Here is a 16,981-nt window from a genome sequence, read left to right as displayed (position 1 = left end):
CCCGACGCCAGGCCGAAACCGCCATCTTCCAATACATCAACGGCTTCTATAACCCGCGCCGTCGGCACTCAGCATTGGGAGGCAAAAGCCCCTTGGCCTTCGAACGCCAAGGGGCTTAAACGAGCACTGGGGGCGGCACAAATACGCGACAGGTCCAGAGGGCCTGTGCGTCCTCGTAGGCGCGGAGGTCGCGCTCAAGCATCCGTTCGGCATAGGCCATGCGATTCCCCGAAGGGAGAGCGTCTCCGCCGCTGGCCATTTCCTCGCGAATGACCGCGCGGACGGATTCGGGGATTGTGTGGAGGCCGCGGCGGGCGAGCTCGGTGATCAGGCTGGTCTTGCCCGCGACCCACGGCCGCCCGTCACGACGAAGAAACGGTCGCACATGGGCCATCCTCGGGTTTGAGAGGGGAAGGGCTGCGCAGCGTTCAACACGCCATTGGCGTGGATCGAAGCAGCATGGATTTTCGTAGGGAAAACAGCACCGGTCTGCGTGGCAGAGGCAAATCCCCTGACTAGAAAGGCAGAACTATCTGGTGCTTTTCAACGCCTGGGAAGGGGCAGATAGTTTTGCCTTTGAGCGTCAAAATTTCCTTTTGAATTCAGTACCCCGAAATCTCGATGCTGAACTGAAGCTGCCTTTTTCGTCAGATAGGGTTGCCTCTCGGAAGATATGAAAAAAGCCGACGCAGTGGTCGGCTTTCTCAAGGGTTATCGTGTCAGAAGGTCCTGGGGATGGAATGCACAGGCTTCGGCCCAATCAGGCAGCAAATCCCACCATCATTCCTGACCTCATCTATCGTTCACATCGCGACGGCGAAAGATGATCCGGTTTTCGCCGTTGAAGATGAGTGGTTCGACGCCGTTCTTGTAAAGCTCGCGGCAGAGATTGGCGGGATCGCGTCGTAACTCGCGGGCAAGATCGGTAGCAGAGATGTAGTGCTCGGCGAAGATTGTGACGGAGGCCTCATCGACCACCCGCCAGCGTTCTGAGGACTTTTGGCTCTTTGGAGCAGCGGTCAAGTAGCCCGCGTTCATCAGGTTGCGGATTGTTGCGGTGTCGACACCAAGCTTGCCGGCAGCCTCGGACATGCTGATCGCACCAGCTGAGTTCTGGCCTATGGCCGTTTTTACCCGCTCTACAGATATCAGGAAATCGTTGAACCTTGCGTCTGCACCCGCCACGCAACGTAGCGGAATATCATGTTCGAAAATCAGGTGCAGGAGTTCGAGGGTCGAACATTGGCACGCGGGCGTGGCCGCAATGAGAGAAACCTCATCATTGGCCGGTTCCAGCTCGGGGCGTGTTTGGCGATTCAAACGACCGAGAAAGGCGTCGAGATCCTCCCTCCGGAAATACGGCGCGTTTCGGGCCATCTCTCCGGCCTTCTTGACGAGCCCTACCACGACGAAAATGCGCAGCAGGTGGATGTCCACCGCGAGATAGTCTGCAGCGTCGAACCCGCGGAGCAGCCCATTTGTTTCATCGGCGAGTTCCTGCAGCGTCTCCCGTGAGGGATAGCGACGATAGGTGATGGCACCGGATTTTCCCGTTCTCGAGATGTCGCCACGCTCCAAGAGCTTATGGCGCAGCATCCGTTCGTCGATCCCGTAGGCCTTTGCGCCTTTTCGAAGGGAATACACCTGTTGCCTGTCGCACCGTATCCGCAGGACGGTGCTACCGACGAGCACGGGATACGTCCGCAGAATATAGTCGAAAACAATCCGGCGGATGTGATTGAAGGCAGCATCATCCTCACGCTGGGACAGCCAGGTCAGGAAAGAACCGGCAATCGCACCGTAGGTGTGACAGCCAGGGCCTGCCTCCATGCGAAGCTCTTCAAGCGCTGCGACCATTTGATCAGGCCCGTTGCGTAGGAGGTCGTATCCTGCTGCACCGGCCTCAAGCCATTGTCGTTCGGTCGTTTCCGCTCGGGTGGCCTTGGGGCCTTGCGTCATCAAAAGGCCAAAATTCTCGCAAAGCTGTGCTGCGACATGGAACTCCAGCGTGTCGAGCCAACAGCCTGCGGGCGTGCCATCCAATCGGCCAAGGAGGTAGCGTTCCAGAGATCGCGCCTCTTCGGCAACAAACTGGATGTCGTCTATGTCCATGTTGTCGACCATCCGCGCGAAATCATAGCTGTGCTTGTGATGCGAGGGAGGCGGGACCTCGATCAACATGCAAGAATGCCGGGCGCAGGTCCGGATTGAAGTGAGCTGCCATGCCCCGAGATGAAACGGGCCATGGGCACCCTGCTCTGAAAGAGCTTCAGCGGCACATTTCGGGCATCCTCTGATCGTGCTTCGGCTGTAGGCCGTGAACCTCGGCGCCTCTGCTCCTAGCTGATAATTCGTCTTCGACGGGGCGTGGGGTGTCCAAGTGCGGAGTTTGGTGGGAGCACACCCTGCGAGTGCGGCTACCCGCTCAATCTCCACCGGGTCGCCGACCTTCAGGGCGCGATAGGAAATGCTCATGTCGGCGCAGAAAGACTGAAGGCTGGCAGTCCCGTTCTTCCGCGCGATGCGGGACGCAAGCGACGTCGCGCTTTCACCGGGTACCGGGGTGACGGTGAGGGGAAGCGGCTTGAGGGGTGACAACATCATGTGCGGTTCTCCCGAGAAAACACCTGGCGGGCGTCGATGCGCATGAAGTCCGGCACGACAAACGGGTTGAACTCGGCATCGCAGGAGGTCCGCCGATGGTAGGCCCTGATGAAATTGCGCTGGTTCAGCGTCTTCTGGCCTTGCAAGTAGGCATCCTCGATGGCGTCGAGGATCAGGACAATGGCGATGCCGAACTGGTTTGCCGCAGCATGGACCACGCGTTCGCCGTGGGATAATTCCAGAACGTCATCCTCTGGTTCGAGCTGCGCCAGTTCGCAGTAGTTCTCGAGCAGGTCGAGAATATCATCACCATATGCAGCAGCGGATAGGCTCTCGAACCGAACGGTCCGCATGCGCCGAGCGAGCTGATGGTCGTGGTTGAGGATGTCTTCCAGCTCGTTTGTGCCCGACAGAATGATCCCAACTGGCCATTCCGGGTCCGTCATCAGAGTCTTCAGCATGGATGTCACTGAATCCAGCTCGTGCTTGGTGCCCCGCGACGCCAGGTCCTGCGCCTCGTCGAGATGCACGAACAAAACGCGCCGCTCCTTCAGGTGATGTTGGACCAGGTCCCAGATGTACCAGGCATGGCGATCGGCACCGATAGGGTAGCCGAGCGCCCGAAGGAGCATCTGCCCGACGAATTTCAGCGTTGCGGGTGATGGCACCCGCAAGCTGATGATGGTTGAATCTCCGTATCCCTGATCGGCCAGCCGCTGCCTTTCTTGGGCAAGAAGATGGGTGATTGCCGCGCTTTTTCCGGCCCCGGAGTGCCCGGACAGGGCAAGCCCTTGCGCCTCGCTGATACGGTCGGTCTGGATGTCTACGAGCCTCTTCTCAGCGAGGATGGAAAACCCTTCTGCCAGAGGAACGAAGCGCTCGTGATCGACGAAATATGCCTTCAATTCAGCGACCCGTTGTGCCGCTCGGGTGATCAGATCATTTCCCATCGTTGAACCCCCAGCGTCTGCGGTTCTTACGTCTCGTTCGACGCTCTGAGATCGGCCCGTTATCGTCGCTGTCCGGCTTCCGAGATGTGTCCGTTGGCGGAGTAATGGAGATTGCACCATTGAGCAGGTCGTTGCTCGGCGGCATGTGTCCCAGCCGCTGCTGATCAGAGCGGAGCGGATAGTGCAGTGCAGCATCTGCGCGGGCGACGTCCACCTCGGTCACATGGAAAGGGGTCAGGGCGCGCAGAGCGAATGCGCGGCGGTTCGCTTCGGAGATCCGCGCAATTGCCCGCTGGACTTTGGGCGCGTCCAACTGCGCGTTACTGGCGTGCACGTGGCGAACGGCACGCATGCCTTCTCGCAGCTCTTCGAAGCTCACGCCCTCGAAGCCAGGCTGATTGGCGAGCGCAGGATACCAGGACGCACCGACCTTGACGGCTATCCACCCGATGTCCTGCAGATCAACCCTGATTTCCACCTCCCGTATGGGAGAGTGTAGGTGCGCTTCTCGCAACGCCTCGCAGCTATAGCTTAGGCCCGAGAACAGGACGCCCTCTTTATTAAATTTCCGGGATTTAGGTCGCCCAAATGCTTTTCGAAGGGTCAGGCCATCCGGAACCGGAGGCGTCCCGTGTTCAGCCACCAGCCGCTTCCAGGCTGCATTCGGAGTTTCCCCGTTCAGAGAGCCATGCGGTTGGTTGTGGTAGATATCAACAATATAGGTCAGCAGGACCTTGATCAGGTCGTCGTCACACAGACAGGCGAGCATTTCTGAAGGATAGTCGCCGCGATCGATGGTGTCGAAAAAGGTTCGACCTGCCAAGAGCGGCATGAGCTGATGTCCGAGTGTGCGGAAGAAGGACTCAATGTGTCCCCGCATCCATGGGATGCCAGCGGGCGGCAAGTGCGACGTGACCCCAAGTGACGCTACCGTTGCCTGGAAGGCGTCCGAGACGAAGGCAGGCCCCATGTCGGTCACAAGTGTTCCGATCCCGCCATGATGATGCCATGTGCTTTCGCATTCGGCCGCCTGGGCCAGCGGGGTCTTGTCCTCGAAAATCTGCCGCAGCGCGCGGATCGCATCATCCGAGTTCGGATTGTCGGCCAGTCGCATCGACACGACACATTTCGTGGCGCAGTCGATCGCTAGATACATCCAGCGCCGCCCTGTCTCGAATTTCTTCTGCCGATCCGGCGGCAGGTGCTCCCAGATGCCTGTCAGCGTCAGTAACGACACGACGTCGAGCTTGTTTTCATCCATCTCGACCCGCTCCATGGGGCGCACGACATCGGGACCGTTGCTGCTCATTGCGAATTTCCTGGCGGCTGCAGACACGCCAAATCGTTTTGCGCAGACGTAGAATGGGTCTGCCGAGTCCAATCGGCGTTTAACGCTGGAGGCAGAGGGGATCGTGAGCGGCGTTGCCCCCGCGCTGGCTCTGCGCGCGTTCTCTTCGGCGAACAGTGCCCGAGTCTCCTGAATAGACTGGACTTTGGTTGGTTGCTGCGTGTCGGCGTAAATCTCGATGACCTGGTTCATCAGGGCTTCCGCCTTTGGACACCAACGCCGGGTCCGATTACCGGATAGGTGAGTGGCCGGAATGAGCGAAAGTGCAGAGTAGCCTGCGGCCTGATAGGAGCGGACCCACTGCAAGACCGTCCGGCTTCCCGGCAGCTTGCGAGTTTTAATCTCCTTACCCGGCCGTATTTTGGCAAAGGCCGCTGCGCCTTCACCAACGAGCCTGGCCGTCACTGATGCGAGCTGCGCTTTAGCCTGCTCATAGGCCCGCTGCGTGCGTTTGACGAGGCCCGCAGCTTCGAGAGCAAGGAAGGCGTCACAGACGGCTTTCCGCCAGATCACCAGCCGTGCGGTCTTTTCCGACAGTTCGCTGATGACCTGCACAGGTTTATCGCGATGGGCCTCTTGGGTGGCTCGATCAAAATACCCGGCAAAGTAGGTCGTGTCCGGCCGACGCATCATTTCGGCGAGCTCTTGGTGGGAAAACGCCTCAGTAATTCCCGGCTGGCCGACGCGCTCGAAGGTGCCGCCTTTGTCGTCGATTTCTAGCGGGCGCATGGCGACGCCTGCCGTGGTGATCATGTCGGAGTTCGAGAAGCGGAAACGCAGGGTCATGCCGCCACCTCCATCAATGAGGGGCGTGACCAGGCGAGTGTCCGAGCCGCTTCGGCAGCGGCAGCCCGATCGATGTGCTGGTCGGTGACCAGCAGCACGCGGTCTGCAAAGGATTTGGAAACCGCGGCCGCAACAGCTTCGAGCTCGGATGCAAAGTTCAGCTTCAGCACACGCTGCATAGGTTTGATCGCCACGGCGACGCGCTCCCCGTCCGTTTTCGTGACCAAGAAATCGAAGACATGCCGCGCGGGGCGGCCGTCAGTGCCGACATAGGATATCGCCGGGGGTTGTTCGCGGATGTGGTGCACGTCGGGACGTACCAACATCAGGCAGAGGAAGGCGTATTCGAGCGCACTCTCGAAGTGGATAATGCGCGGGCGCTCGAAGCCGGGCAGCGATGCGACCATCGAGCCACGAAGGCTTCCTTTTGAACGGCGCGCAGGAACTCGGGTCGCGTGGCTCGGCTCCGGCCCGCGGTAGAACAAGGTGTTGTACATGATGTTTTGGAGCGCACCTCACCTGGGCGCCGACCCATGTGGATCGGAGCAGGTGCGGGGCGACATCCCCCTATGTTTGAGATGAGTTTAGCTGCCCTGCCGAGAGACGCCTCGGCAGGTTGACTTTTCGTGAGACTCAGGGGATGAATAAGGGGTCGCGACCAACGACACTTATTCAAAAGGCCTTCCTGTTAGCGCAGGAGGGTCTTTTTATTCCCGGTGTCAGGTTTTGTTTGCCGCGCTGTCCTCCTCTGCTGCGTAACGGTCGGGGAAGAGCTCGGCCGGGGTCTTCTCGACAGCATCGGCAAGGGCCTTCTCGATTTTCAAAGACCTGCGCAGGCCTTGGCTGACCAGCGTAACTGTCGAACGCAGAACCTCCAGCTCGCGGGCGACTGAGGCGATGGATTTGCCACGTAGACGTAGCTCCATTTTCAGGCGTTCATGAGCTGGGTTCACTGTGTGTGACATTGACGCTGTAACCATGATTGCTGGGACTTCGTGATCCGGAGGGAATCAGCTATCAACGAATCAGTCAAGGATAACTGTTTAGAATCATGTGGTTAAAATCTGCGGCAAAATTCTCATGATGGATGGCGTTAGAATTTCACCGGAGTTTTTAGTCAGAGGAAGGGTCTATGGCCGAAGCAAAACACTATCTGGAGGTTTCTGGCGATTTCGTCATCATCTTTGCGGATGGCGACGGTCAAGGCGTCCATCATTCTGAACTCATCGAACTAATGACGCTTAGCCGGTCGCTGGCTGAGGTTCGGAAACGTTTCGTCGGCAGTCGGACCAATCTGATCGAGACGTTGGAGCACTTCGGCTATGATTTCGACGCGCTGCTCCAATCCCAGTTTCGGGAGGGTTATCGCGACACGACCCTGGCGAAGCTACATCGCGTTGATCCGAAATGGATCGCTCGTAAGCGGGAGGCACTGGGCTTTCCGAATACGCCAGGACGGTCGCGTGTGGAGTTCCCGGCTGATCAAGTGAGAATGGCGTATGATGCCGCTGGCAGCTTTGTCGGTGCCGCAAGGCTGATGGGCATCGATCGGCGGACGTTCAGAGAGTTATACGCCCACGCGACCGAGCAAATGGGGCCGGGGCGTGATGACACCTTGGACCGGCCTCTGGAGAATGAACGTCTCGCAAGGGCGCGAGCGGCAGCTCGCTGCGTCGGACCCAAGGTTTATTCTTCTGAGGATGAGCTGAAGAGGTTCTTCGACGAGGAATGGGGGGAGAGTTGATCGCGACATACTGTGGCCAGTGAAGAGCGACCCTAGCAGTCACAATGACCAGAAGTGGCTAGCCGGTCGCGTGATGCTAAGGTTGGAATGGGCAGGAAGCAGACATGCCACTGACTCTGGAAGTCCTGCTGCAGCTGATACTAACGACCAAAACTAGCCTTTGGTGTCGGGCACGGCAGACGATCGGTGTAAGCCACTTAGCTGTATAAAGCTGATGCTGAGCAGCCAGATTTCTGCCATGCGAGAAGGTGTGCGGATCACCTCTATTAGGTGCGAGGCGCTGGATTTCAAGACGCACGGCGGCCAAGTTCTATTCAATAGAAGGCAAGCGCGACCGCGTCGTTCGTGGTGAATATCGCGCTGCGGAATGGATCAAGGTCAGATTCGACGGGCCGGAGGACAGTTACAAACTTGAGGGATCGGTCAAGGAAATGGATACGCTCCATCCCATACTGCAACCGGCGTGTGGTGACAGTATGGGTCTATAATGCAATAGCACTATACCATCGTGCTCAGCCTAGTCCAAAAGGCATTGCCGAAAGCTACAGTCAAGCAATAACCACTAATCGGCATCAATTGTGCCGTTGCTAAAAAAATCAATTCTGAGGGAAGTCTGTGAATAGGGATCTGATCGTTAATGTCGATGCGTCGTCTTGGCCGCCCCCGGGAAATCACCCTGTCTTTCCGAGCGCTTTTCACAGCGGCATTGCTACCTGGGATATGAACTTTCCGGCGATGCTACTCATGATCGGGTATTTGACCACCCCCACGACGTCCACTGGTGTCTCTCTGAGCGAATTTTGGGCGTGGGTAAGATACCTATCGGCAATCACGCCGGATCCGGACCTCAGGCTCACTGGCAGCTTCTCCGAACTTGATGCCCACCAGAAGACAATCTTGAGCGACGATTTTGGTATGGGGGCTCCCCTCCTATGGTTGAGCGAACGCTTTGACTTGGATCGTATTGTGGATGGTCGATATTTCGTCGAATACTTGGCACCGAGATTGGGGGCTACACAACGAAGAACGGCCAAGCGCGGCCCGAATAAAACTCCAGATTTTGTGGCCCGGGATGTAAGTGGTGTATGGCATGTTATCGAGTGTAAAGGAACGCAATCAGGCTCGGAATACAGCGCCCGACAGTTGGGGCATGTAGGCCCTCCGCCAACTGGAGGTGTTGCGCAAAAACGTTCTATCGTCTTCCCCTCCGGATACAGCGGACAGCGCCTAGTCAGTGGACTTCAGATTGGTGTCCCTCACGGAGAGCCTAGCCGCCTCACCATCATCGACCCGGAAGCAGAGAAGCCATTTCAGATCTTAGAGACTGAGATGGCGATGGCGGATGACGCGGCAACCAGATGTGTCGTTTCAAAATCCTTGCGGCAAGCGGGCTATGAAGTCGCGGCAGAGGCGATTTCCATGCCGTATGATGATGTTTTCTTTATGGAACGCCGCGCAACCGCAGGGCTCTCGGATGATGAGGGCACAGCTGGCCTACGCGATGAACGCGCCCGAGAAGAGTTGGGGAGTCGAGAGCGGACTGTCCAGTTCGCAGAAAAATATGTCGGGCGTGAAAGGCAGTTTATGCTGCCGAGACCCGTGTTCGTTAATGATAAGCCCGTCTATCGCGTGATCTTGAGGCAAGGGATGCATAAGGAGGCCCTCGACGAAATGCAGTCGGATCCGAGCATAGTGGGCCCTTTGTCAGCATCCAGCGCCGATTGGGTGGCTGGTCTAGGGAAGAGTGTAAGCAAAGGCAGAGAAGGCTTCGCATCAATGACGATTGGTAACATTTTTCGTTCAGAGATAATTCTGGAAGAATAGCTGATTGGGTCGATGCTTTGAAGACCTGGCTGGCAAATGCGTTGCTTGGCGGTCCGAACCCATAGGTGGGTCTGCAAAGGCCGGGATGGCACGGAAACCCGCCTTTGGTGTTGGCGTTTAGCGTCTTGCGTGGATGTTGCAGAAGGGCCGCCGACGGCCCTAGCCGTGCCTCGCCTTGAATGCGGCACTGAGGAATACATCCAAAGGAATCCGCTTTCCTCATTTCGACGAAAATGCGAGCGTCACCACAACGCTCGAGCCACTCTTTACACTTCGTGTGTTTTGTTAAGAGTTGATCAAGGCCAACCCTTGCTCGGCAGAGACTTGTGAGAGGCACCAGAACCATGCCCGCCCGGCGAAGTGTCAAGAGTGACGATGACCGCGCGACCGATGCCCATATCCGGAGCCGGGACTACCTTGGTCAGCCGGATATTGACCGGCTTCTCGCTGCCGCCAAGAAGAGCCGCCACGGGGTTCGCGATCGCCTCTTGATCCTGATGATGTTCCGGCACGGCCTGCGCGTCTCCGAAGTGATCGCGCTTCGACGGCGAGATGTGGATCTCGCGCAGTCGCGGATCTGGATCACACGGCTGAAGAACGGGCTCAGTGTCGAGCAGCCAGTCGCTGGCGACGAGCTGCGGGCTATCAAGCGCTGGCTCGCGCGCAGGGACGATGCACTGCCCTGGCTCTTCGTCTCCGAGCGTAAGCTGCCGCTCACACGGCAGGCCGTGAACTACATTGTCGGGACCGCCGGCACCCGTGCCGGACTCGAGCGCGTCCATCCACATATGCTACGCCATTCCTGCGGTTTCGCGCTAGCCAACAAGGGCCGCGATCTGCGAGTCATTCAGGACTACCTCGGCCACCGAGATCCCCGACACACAGCGCATTACACGCGGACGGCGGCGCACCGGTTCGACGACCTCTGGTAGCCGGAAGCTGCAGTGCCTGAGAAGAGGAGGAAGGGCGGAGAGCCGACCTTCGCCGCAGGCTAGCAAGAAACATCTAGCCACGGAGAAAGCCGACCTTCGTAGTAGACCAGAACGACGGCATGCCTCTGTACAGCCTTACATAAGAACGAAGAGGTTCTGCTGGCGATCGCCCCCTTACGCTTAAGCGGTTTCAACAGCGAACCGCATTACCCTTCGTGATTGCAATTCTTAGCGGAATAGCTGCTATGGAATGCGGATGAAGCGAGTGCGAAATCAGGCTAGGGTTGCGCCAGCGCCTGCTGCAAACGGCAGAAACCGGAAATCACAATCGAAATATATTTCATCTTATAAAATCACAGTGGTGTGGAGAACATGAGCTTGAAAACGATCGGAATAATAGATCCTGATAGACTTCAGAACATTCCAAAAAAGCACTGGGCAGAGCACGAGTTTTGCTTTCACCTGCATGACCTTATGGCGCGACTGCTTGTGCAAATGGAAATTCAAAAAGCAGGACATATTCAGTTTGAGATCGAGTCCGAAGCTGATCGCCATCTGTTGGCTAGCGGAATTAACATTTTGGATTTTCTTGATAAATCCGGACGCGGGGACTTAGAACGGCGGGCGGCAGTAAATCACGTCTGCAATGCGCTATTTTCAGACATGCTCCACTTCATCTATGAAGCTCTACGGGCATTGGAAAAGCGAAAATTCACTGTCGCTTTTTCGCTCCTACGCAAGCCCCTGAAAGAAGGCATGTTGATCGTTGCTCAAATGTGCGCGGACGAGGGGGCATTCTTTGATAAGCTGAAATCTGACGCAAAGAACCTGCTCAACCGGAAAGACTTGGATGAAGCAGGTATTAAAGCCTTACTAGCCTCGGCGATGAAAGAGAGCCAAGGGTGTAGCTTCACAAATGCTGATGCAGTGTATGATACACTTTTCAACTTTCAAAATGACCTTGGCTTTGCAGGCCTTTTTGATAAGGCAACACATCTGGTGACGGAGTTTAGAAGAAACCAGACGGAAGATTACAATCTGAATTTCATCTTCAAAAATCCCATGGATGACGACATCTATGCCGGTGGGACATATAGCCAACTCGCAATGTTAATGCTCTTTCTCCATGTCATGCAGATTGAACTGTATGGTCGAATGAGAAAGCCCAGCAAGAAATATCAGAATTGGATGCTGTTCACATCGCTAGGCTCATATGAAGCGCTCTTTACGAGGGGGCGCTCCCGACTGACTAATTTTGTGAACTCGAACTTCGCCGAGCTTATGCGGTGTCCGGTGTGCGAAGCGCGGATTCGTATTAAAAAAGTAGATGCTCCGCGTCTATTTATCGGAGAACGCCTAAACTGCGACCAATGCTTCACCGACCAACATTTTCCCTTTGGTTGGCTACTCAATCAATTCGATTTAGACCTTTTCAATGAGTAAGATGCCCACGTTTGCGTCGCGTTTTTTGCACATGGAACAGCATCTGGAACTCTGAACTTAGAGCAGGCACTAGCCGCGCCTTCAACGGGTGTTATGTCGCCTACTGCGGGCCCTCATTATCTAAACTTTCGGCGTGATGTCACGAATGGCGGCTTCGGAGAAGCCGCGCTGCAGCAGAACAGAACCTGGCGAATGACCGCAGAGGGTCGTCACACTAGGTACAACCAGTTGGACAGGTGATTTCTGGCTAGTGTGGTGATTTGCAGAAAGCCACGAAGCGATGACCAGCTGCCGTCAATCGGTCGCCAAGGAGGTCGAGCCCTTGCGAGGCTGTCATCGTATGGAATATTGACTTGTCTGTGTTGAGGAAGCCAAGCTGGTAAAGGTCTCCGAATGCACCTTTGATCGACTCAATGCCCACGCCTGGAAGGGCAACTGGCATGAAAGAAGACAAGCCTCCGCGGAGCTGCCCTTCGGGTATTTCATACGCGAACAAATATGTCTTCGGATCAGATAAAAAAGCCAAGATTCTCAAATGCAATGCAGACAGCCTTTCAACCAAGTTGAGGTAATATTCCCGTTCATCCGAACTGACCTTCGATCCAACCGCCGAGTTTATCAGAATACCTCGGAACGCCTGCAACTTCTCCATTTGGTAATTTTCTGCCGCTCCGCGGAAACATCTCTCCAAAACGAAAGCAAACTCATCTGTCCGAATTGTTTTTTCGTCTATGTGGTTTTCAAGCGCTTGCAGGTCGCACGCAATTCCTTGGACGAAGTCTTTTAGGCGCTTTTCCTTCATAGATGGGATGTAGTCTGTCATTAGAGATGCGATGCCTCCACCGAACGGCGCCGTCGACAGAGCGGCTTTGACGATGTGAAGAAGGTGCTCCCTTGGCCTCATCTGGCTGTCAATTTCTTGGATAGGTGAGTGCTGCTCTTTGTCGTTCATGTGCTCTACCTTCTTTTGGCTGCCCCAAGTAATCTAGCGCAAAGCTCAGCATCTCCGGAACAAACTATTTCTTACGCAATCTAAGATAGGTCGATCCTAGGTCGCTGCAGTGCGGCTCTCAATTGTGCTCTCAACGGCCGCTTTGGGCCGGGTGCATTGGTCATCTCGTCGTCGTTGCGAGGGGCGGATGTTGTTGAAAAACTCCAATGATAGTCGATTCCGGCACTATATATTGTTTTATATGCGCATCACGTGGCGCATTTAGTATGCGATTTTGGCGCCGCCTGACTTTTTCAACAACATCGGCGGGAAGTTGCCGTTCGCTGCTCTTGCAAACTTGATCGCGACTCTAAACCCAAGGGACTTCGGTGACCGGATGTCTCCACATTCTTGCTGCACAAGGTTGCGGCGAGTGCTAGCTTCGAGAAAAACATAGGAAATCTCGATTTGAGCAGTGAGATCGCAAGCCAGGGCAGCCTTTTTACTTCCGACTTTTTGACCGATTCCATTCAGGACGTTTCGGAGTGGAACACGCTTGGCGATGCTGATCCTGAAAAGTTTGGTGACAGCATTCGCTGCCATTCTGACAGCTTCCCAAACCGCGACGCGGAGATCAAGTTATGAGTGTAGAAGAGAAGGTCGTTGAAAGGATTGCAACCGTAGCCCAAAGTTGCATCCAGCGACATCCGGTCCTCATTTTGGGAAGTGGGGCATCGGTCGTTCACGGTCTAAGAGGCATGGGTGAGTTGGCCCAGTATCTTCGAGATCACATGCAACCTGACGAAGGCGAGGAGACCGATGCTTGGCTGCTAGTTAGAACGGCTTTGGCGAAAGGTGATGGCCTTGAGGAAGCTCTGTTAAAAACTGCTGCACCGCTCAGTCTCGTCGAGAAGATTGTAGCACTTACCTGGCAAGCCATTGCAGAGGATGACCTTGCCTTGATGGCGAGGGCAGCACGAGGGCAGGAGCATTTTAGCCTGTCTGACTTGCTTCAAGGAATGTTTAAGACCACTCACATGGTCACAAATATTGTGACACCAAATTATGACCGTGTGGCTGAGTATGCGACTGACATAGCGGGGTACATTCACGTTACAGGTTTTGCGCCAGGGATCATTCGAAGCCGTGAGGGCAGCGATCTAGTGTCAATTCGACGTGGAGCGCATGCGGCAAGGACGGTCAGAATCTGGAAGGTTCATGGTTCGCTCGATTGGTTCGTGGATAACACCGGTCGCGTCGTATCCTTGCCGATTCCAGAACGGTTACCAGAGGATTTTAGTCCGCTAATCGTGACACCAGGTGTCAGCAAGTATGAGCGAACGCATGACGAACCTTTTCGGTCTGCCATCCAAGGAGCAGACAGAGCGTTGGATCAAGCGGCTTCCTTTCTCTGTGTCGGCTACGGCTTTCGTGATCGGCACATTCAGCCGAAAATCGTCGATAGGTGCAGGCAACGGAATGTTCCAATCGTGATATTGGCGCGCACACTCACAGATGAAGCTAAACGGTTCCTCGCCGATAGCGCAGGGCAAGCATATATGGCGCTTGAGAAGGACGGCGAAGCAACTCGTGTGTTTCTACCAGAGCATCCCGAAGGAATGAGCATCCCTCTGCCCGATCTCTGGTCGTTCGATAATTTTAATAAGATGGCTTTGTGAGGTTTTAGATGGCAATTTTTGACTACGATGATGGTGAAGCGTTAGGGAAGATTATAGCCGTTGATACGGCAGTAGTCGTTGTGAGAGTTGATGAACTTGAGCGCCTAAAGCGAGTGCAGGTCAATCGACTGGTCGCACTTCAGAGCAGTAAGGCAGGGCAACATTTGGTTGGTGTTGTTTCACGGATCACACGTAGAGCGCCCGAAGTTACGCCAGACGAGTCGGAGGCTGATCCAGATGAAGTCACTGAGTTGCCAGAGAATAACTTGGTGCGAGTTTCGTTGATTGGCACTTTGATCGACAAACAGGGTATGCTCAAAAATATTTTCAGAAGAACACTTGAAACCGTACCTGAAATTGATGCCAATTGCTTTGCTCTTGAAGGCAAGCGTCTGACAGACTTCATGCAAGTAATCTCGAACGTAACAGGTGACGGCCCGCAGTTAGAGCTTGGAAAATATACCCTTGATGAAAATGCCACCGCGTTTCTCAACGGGAACAGGCTATTTCAACGCCATGCGGTGATTGTAGGCAGCACCGGTTCAGGTAAATCATATACGACAGCGCGTATGTTAGACCAAGTTGCCGCTTTAGATCAGGCCAACGCCATCTTGTTCGATATACACGGTGAATATAAGACGCTTGACGGTGAAGAGTTTCGACATTTGCGCGTAGCTGGCCCAGGTGATTTGGAGCACGATCAAGGGCTTGATGATGGCGTCCTCTATCTACCATATTGGCTTCTCGGTTATGAAGCTATGGTTTCGCTATTTGTTGATCGCTCTGATCAAAACGCCCCAAACCAAGCAATGGTCATGGCCAACAGCATTACCGATGCAAAGCGTAAGTATCTTCAGGACGGTAAACATGCAGAGGTTTTGGCGAATTTTACCGTTGATAGCCCTGTACCATTTCCACTTCAGGCTGTGCTTGAACGTCTAAGTTTTCTCGATACTGAACGCGTCCCCGGCGCGAAGGCCAACACTGACAAAGCGGGCGACTTCAACGGAAAGTTAAGTCGTTTGATTGCCCGCTTTGAGGCTAAGCACATGGATCGCCGCTTAGGTTTTCTTTTTCAGCCTCATTCGGAATGTATGGAAATGGACTGGTTGCCAAGGTTGGCGCACGCGCTGACAGCAAGCAGAGGGACGCAACAAGACAAGAAAGGCGGCATAAAGATCATTGATTTCTCGGAAGTCCCATCCGACATACTGCCTTTGATGGTCAGCCTACTTGCGAGATTGGTTTTCAACATCACTCAGTGGACTCCAGTGGAGAAGCGCCACCCCATTGCCTTGTTTTGCGACGAGGCGCACCTTTATATTCCCGAGCGAGCGGGGCGTGATGGGGTCGATGACATATCCGTAGGCATCTTTGAACGTCTGGCCAAAGAAGGCCGGAAATATGGTGTTGGGCTCGTGGTCATTAGCCAGCGTCCTGCGGAGGTGAACAGGACAGTTCTAAGTCAGTGCAATAATGTGATCGCCATGCGCCTGACGAATGGCGACGATCAGAGTGTTGTCCGAAGGCTTTTGCCAGATAGCCTTGGCGGGTTTGGAGATCTGTTACCCGTTCTCGATGTTGGGGAAGCGTTGGTAGTTGGTGACGCGAGTCTTTTGCCGACCAGAGTTCGCGTAGGAGAGCCGAGATACAAACCAAACAGCGCAACCATCGACTTCTGGGATCGTTGGGCGGGTGAGACGCCGGAATCTGATATTACGGGGGCAGTGTTGTCTTGGAGGCGTCAAAGCGCGAGATAGTGACGCGAGGAATGCGTGCATAGATCAAGACTTATGCACACCCGCACTGCGTTAGCGTTTTCAATCGCTTCGAGCGTGCAAAATTCACGGTCGGAATTTTGTTTGCAACGCATGAATGTCGGCTTGGCAGGCTGCAACAACAGCAAGTTGGCTGGTCGGCGAATGTCCGGTTAGGGCCGTCGGCTTCAGGTAGTAGGAGGCAGGAGGGAGCTGCGCGGTTTGTCCGCTCCAGTAGGTTCTCCGTCCATCTGGAGAAGCCGGTCAGAGCGCTAGTTGCGCAGAGACAAAATCAGCGCGTGATGCGATGTCGGTGCACGGCAGTTCCGTGATCTCATATCCGAGCGCGGTGTAGGTCTCCCGCATGACGGCGCAGGTCGCTTCGGCCTCGGTGCGGGTCTGCGTGCGTTCGGTGTCCTGTGTGAAGATCTCGTCCCAGTAGGGCGTCAGGAAGACGCGGGCGTTGTAACGGACTGCCTTGGCCGTAGCGGCGACGTGGGGCGCCACGGGGAGGCCGCAGAGGGTCAGGTAGCCCATTATGTCGGGAATGCCCCGGTCGAAGATCACGGGGCCTGAGAGTGCCTGTGCGTCCTCGTAGGCGCGGAGGTCGCGCTCAAGCATCCGTTCGGCATAGGCCATGCGGTCCGCCCAGGGGAGGGCGTCTCCGCCGCTCTGCATTTCCTCGCGAATGACCGCGCGACCGGATTCGGGGATCGTATGAAAGCCGCGGCGGGAGAGCTCGGTGATCAGGCTGGTCTTGCCCGCACCAGGGCCGCCCGTCACGACGAAGAAATGGTCGCTCATGGGCCATCCTCGGGTTTGACAGGGGAAGGGCTGCGCAGCGATCGACGCGCCGAAAGGTGCGGATCAAGGCAGCATGGATTTTCGTAGGGAAAACAGCACCGGTCTGCGCGGCAGAGGCAAATCCTCTGACGAAAAAGGCAGAACTATCTGGTGCTTTTCAACGCCGATGCGAGCTGCCC

General features: G+C 55.6%; 16 protein-coding genes. 7 read left to right on the top strand and 9 right to left on the bottom strand.

Annotated elements, in window-relative coordinates; translation table 11 throughout:
• A partial coding sequence (locus BFP70_RS20715; RefSeq protein ID WP_218059680.1) for an IS3 family transposase occupies window positions 1-119 on the top strand: 119 nt, incomplete at its 5' end.
• Here the strand turns inward: BFP70_RS20715 and BFP70_RS12225 are convergent.
• The 6 genes from BFP70_RS12225 to BFP70_RS12200 form a co-directional block, all read right to left on the bottom strand.
• The gene (locus BFP70_RS12225) at window positions 116-385 is read right to left on the bottom strand and encodes an AAA family ATPase (RefSeq protein ID WP_255356694.1); all 270 of its coding nucleotides are present in this window, start codon (window positions 383-385) and stop codon (window positions 116-118) included. The two genes, BFP70_RS20715 and BFP70_RS12225, sit on opposite strands and share 4 nt — an antisense overlap.
• Window positions 386-792: 407 nt before the next feature.
• Complete coding sequence (locus BFP70_RS12220; protein WP_066011911.1) at window positions 793-2,604, bottom strand: TniQ family protein; 1,812 nt, start codon at window positions 2,602-2,604, stop codon at window positions 793-795.
• Window positions 2,601-3,554, bottom strand: coding sequence for an ATP-binding protein (locus tag BFP70_RS12215; RefSeq protein WP_066011910.1), 954 nt, complete (start codon window positions 3,552-3,554; stop codon window positions 2,601-2,603). The genes BFP70_RS12220 and BFP70_RS12215 overlap by 4 nt, the downstream gene beginning before the upstream one ends.
• Entirely contained in the window at window positions 3,544-5,688 is a 2,145-nt protein-coding gene (locus tag BFP70_RS12210; protein WP_066011908.1) for a Mu transposase C-terminal domain-containing protein, read from the bottom strand. Before BFP70_RS12210 ends, BFP70_RS12215 begins: the two co-directional genes overlap by 11 nt.
• Window positions 5,685-6,095, bottom strand: a complete 411-nt coding sequence (locus BFP70_RS12205; protein ID WP_066011906.1) for a TnsA endonuclease N-terminal domain-containing protein — start codon at window positions 6,093-6,095, stop codon at window positions 5,685-5,687. Before BFP70_RS12205 ends, BFP70_RS12210 begins: the two co-directional genes overlap by 4 nt.
• Before the next feature lie 312 nt (window positions 6,096-6,407).
• On the bottom strand, window positions 6,408-6,614 hold the full coding sequence (locus BFP70_RS12200) for a helix-turn-helix domain-containing protein (RefSeq protein WP_255356693.1): 207 nt from the start codon (window positions 6,612-6,614) through the stop codon (window positions 6,408-6,410).
• A 206-nt stretch (window positions 6,615-6,820) separates the two neighbouring features.
• On the opposite strand from BFP70_RS12200, the gene BFP70_RS12195 reads away from it, so the two are divergent.
• The 4 genes from BFP70_RS12195 to BFP70_RS12180 all read left to right on the top strand — a co-directional run bounded on the left by BFP70_RS12195 (window position 6,821) and on the right by BFP70_RS12180 (window position 11,631).
• The gene (locus BFP70_RS12195) at window positions 6,821-7,432 is read left to right on the top strand and encodes a hypothetical protein (protein ID WP_066011903.1); all 612 of its coding nucleotides are present in this window, start codon (window positions 6,821-6,823) and stop codon (window positions 7,430-7,432) included.
• 735 nt (window positions 7,433-8,167) lie between these two features.
• Window positions 8,168-9,256: a hypothetical protein gene (locus tag BFP70_RS12190; protein WP_066011901.1), complete on the top strand. Its 1,089-nt coding sequence runs from the start codon at window positions 8,168-8,170 to the stop codon at window positions 9,254-9,256.
• Window positions 9,257-9,600: 344 nt separating this feature from the next.
• Entirely contained in the window at window positions 9,601-10,188 is a 588-nt protein-coding gene (locus BFP70_RS12185; protein ID WP_083217485.1) for a tyrosine-type recombinase/integrase, read from the top strand.
• 372 nt (window positions 10,189-10,560) lie between these two features.
• Window positions 10,561-11,631 (top strand): hypothetical protein, encoded by a 1,071-nt coding sequence (locus tag BFP70_RS12180; RefSeq protein WP_066011899.1) that lies wholly within the window; start codon window positions 10,561-10,563, stop codon window positions 11,629-11,631.
• Window positions 11,632-11,878: 247 nt separating this feature from the next.
• Here the strand turns inward: BFP70_RS12180 and BFP70_RS12175 are convergent, their stop codons facing one another.
• Together BFP70_RS12175 and BFP70_RS12170 are read right to left on the bottom strand one after the other, a co-directional pair.
• A complete protein-coding gene (locus tag BFP70_RS12175; protein WP_066011897.1) occupies window positions 11,879-12,583 on the bottom strand; it encodes a hypothetical protein in 705 nt (234 codons plus the stop codon).
• A gap of 261 nt (window positions 12,584-12,844) precedes the next feature.
• Window positions 12,845-13,165, bottom strand: coding sequence for a hypothetical protein (locus BFP70_RS12170; RefSeq protein ID WP_066011895.1), 321 nt, complete (start codon window positions 13,163-13,165; stop codon window positions 12,845-12,847).
• A gap of 38 nt (window positions 13,166-13,203) precedes the next feature.
• On the opposite strand from BFP70_RS12170, the gene BFP70_RS12165 reads away from it, so the two are divergent.
• The gene (locus tag BFP70_RS12165; RefSeq protein ID WP_066011893.1) at window positions 13,204-14,241 is read left to right on the top strand and encodes an SIR2 family protein; all 1,038 of its coding nucleotides are present in this window, start codon (window positions 13,204-13,206) and stop codon (window positions 14,239-14,241) included.
• An 8-nt stretch (window positions 14,242-14,249) separates the two neighbouring features.
• Window positions 14,250-16,001, top strand: a complete 1,752-nt coding sequence (locus BFP70_RS12160; protein WP_066011891.1) for an ATP-binding protein — start codon at window positions 14,250-14,252, stop codon at window positions 15,999-16,001.
• Window positions 16,002-16,262: 261 nt separating this feature from the next.
• Here the strand turns inward: BFP70_RS12160 and BFP70_RS12155 are convergent, their stop codons facing one another.
• Window positions 16,263-16,802: an AAA family ATPase gene (locus tag BFP70_RS12155; RefSeq protein ID WP_066011888.1), complete on the bottom strand. Its 540-nt coding sequence runs from the start codon at window positions 16,800-16,802 to the stop codon at window positions 16,263-16,265.
• Window positions 16,803-16,981 lie beyond the last annotated feature (179 nt).

Source organism: Thioclava sp. SK-1, assembly GCF_001705665.1.
In the GTDB taxonomy this organism is placed as follows: Bacteria; Pseudomonadota; Alphaproteobacteria; order Rhodobacterales; family Rhodobacteraceae; genus Thioclava.
Note: the sequence above shows the minus strand (reverse complement) of the source record. Positions and strands in the feature narration are given on the sequence as shown.